2 protein-coding genes are annotated in these 1608 nt (G+C 65.7%); one reads left to right on the forward strand and one right to left on the reverse strand.

The window, feature by feature from the left end; all coding sequences use genetic code 11:
- The coding region (gene egtD, locus U858_RS0133365; protein WP_025141384.1) for an L-histidine N(alpha)-methyltransferase at window positions 1-972 on the reverse strand (972 nt) is incomplete at its 3' end.
- Window positions 973-1375: 403 nt separating this feature from the next.
- Between egtD and U858_RS0133370 the strand changes: the two genes are divergently transcribed.
- A partial coding sequence (locus U858_RS0133370) for a YqjD family protein (protein ID WP_025141385.1) occupies window positions 1376-1608 on the forward strand: 233 nt, incomplete at its 3' end.

Below are 1608 nucleotides of genomic sequence, written 5' to 3' on the forward strand. Positions count from 1 at the left end.
GCGCGCGCTGAACACCGAGAACCAGCCGCGCGCGTCCGACCAGTGTTCGATGCCGTGGTAGCCGGCACTGTGCAGCAGGTCGGTGAAGGCCTGGGGCGTGAACTTGTACGAATTTTCCGTATGGATGCGCTCGCCCGCCGCAAAGTGCCGCTCGCCGCCGGGCCAACAGACGGTGACCGGGTGCTGTGCCTGCAGGTGCATCTCGATGCGCGATTGCTCGCTGTTGAACAGCGCCACATGGCGCCAGTCGCCCACGTCGAAGTTCGATCCCAGCAGGTCGTTGACGTGCCGCAGCAGGTTCAGGTTGAAGGCGGCGGTCAGGTGCAGGGCGTCGTCGTAGGCCGGCTCCAGCACTTGCCGGGACTTGACCCGGTCCACGCCCACCAGCAGGCCGCCGCCTTCGCATTGGCGCCGGATGCGCTCCAGCATGGCGCGCGCGCCGTCCGGATCCAGGTTGCCGATGCTGGAGCCAGGGTAGAAGAACAGCCGTTGTTCGGGTGCGATGGTGGCCGGCAGCGCCAGCGCCTGGGAAAAGTCCTGGCCGATTGCCGTGATGCGCAGGTCCGGATACGACAGGCGCAGCCGGCGCACGGCCGCTTGCAGGTAATCGGCGGATATGTCGATGGGCACGTAGTGGCGGGGGCGCAGTCGCGAAAACAGCCGTTCGGCCTTGACGCAGTCGCCCGCGCCCAGGTCGATCAGTGTCTGCACCGGGCCGATCTGGCGGGCGATGTCCTGACCGTGGCGTTCGAAGATTTCGGCTTCGCAGCGGGTCGGGTAGTACTCGGGCAGCTGGGTGATGGCGGTGAACAGCGACGAGCCGAGCGCGTCGTACAGGAACTTGGGATCGATATGGGCGGGGCGGTCCAGCAGCCCGTGGCCCAGTTCGTGCTGCTCGGCGCTGACGGGTTGCGGCTGGGGCGCCAGGAAACTGGCCGCGGTGCCGGCAAGAAGTGCGGAAGGGGAGACCATGCGTTCAGTTCCTTTTTGAGGCGGTTGAAGCGCATTGCAAAGGCTCATTGTGGTCGCCAGAGGGGTTCTGGTGTCAAGTCTAAGCCTCTGAAATGCAATGGACTTTTACGAAATTTGGGCGTCCCTGGGGGGCTGCTCATGGGGGACACTTCCCCGGTGCGTGCCCAGGGGCGGGAAAGGGCGTGGCCCCCGGTTCCATGACCTTCAGCAAGTTTCGGGCCGCTGAAATATCGGTTAACGGCTGGTTGCGAAAGCTCGGGCGGATACGCGCCGGGCCGGTCACAATGGCCCATGGCCTGGCGGAGCGCGACGGCTCCGCACCGTGGCTCCTGCGTCGCGTGGCAGCTTGCGCATGACCCGGGGGCACGGCAGGCCCAACCCGCACTACGCATTAGGAGCGACTATGAATAGAAAGAATCAGCGCGCTGAAATGGCCCTGCATCGCGACCGGGTGAACGACAGCTTCCAAGAGCTGCTTGCCGGCACCGAAGACCTTTTGCGTTCGACGGCTTCCTATACGGGTTCGGAAATCGAAGCGGCCCGCTCGCGCCTGAAGCGCCAGTTGGCCGATGCCCGTGAATCGGCGGGCGATTGGGAAGGCGCGGCGCTGGAGCGCGCCCGTCGCGCCAAGGCCTA

The sequence above is a fragment of the Achromobacter sp. DH1f genome (assembly GCF_000633435.1).
GTDB lineage: Bacteria > Pseudomonadota > Gammaproteobacteria > Burkholderiales > Burkholderiaceae_B > Achromobacter > Achromobacter deleyi.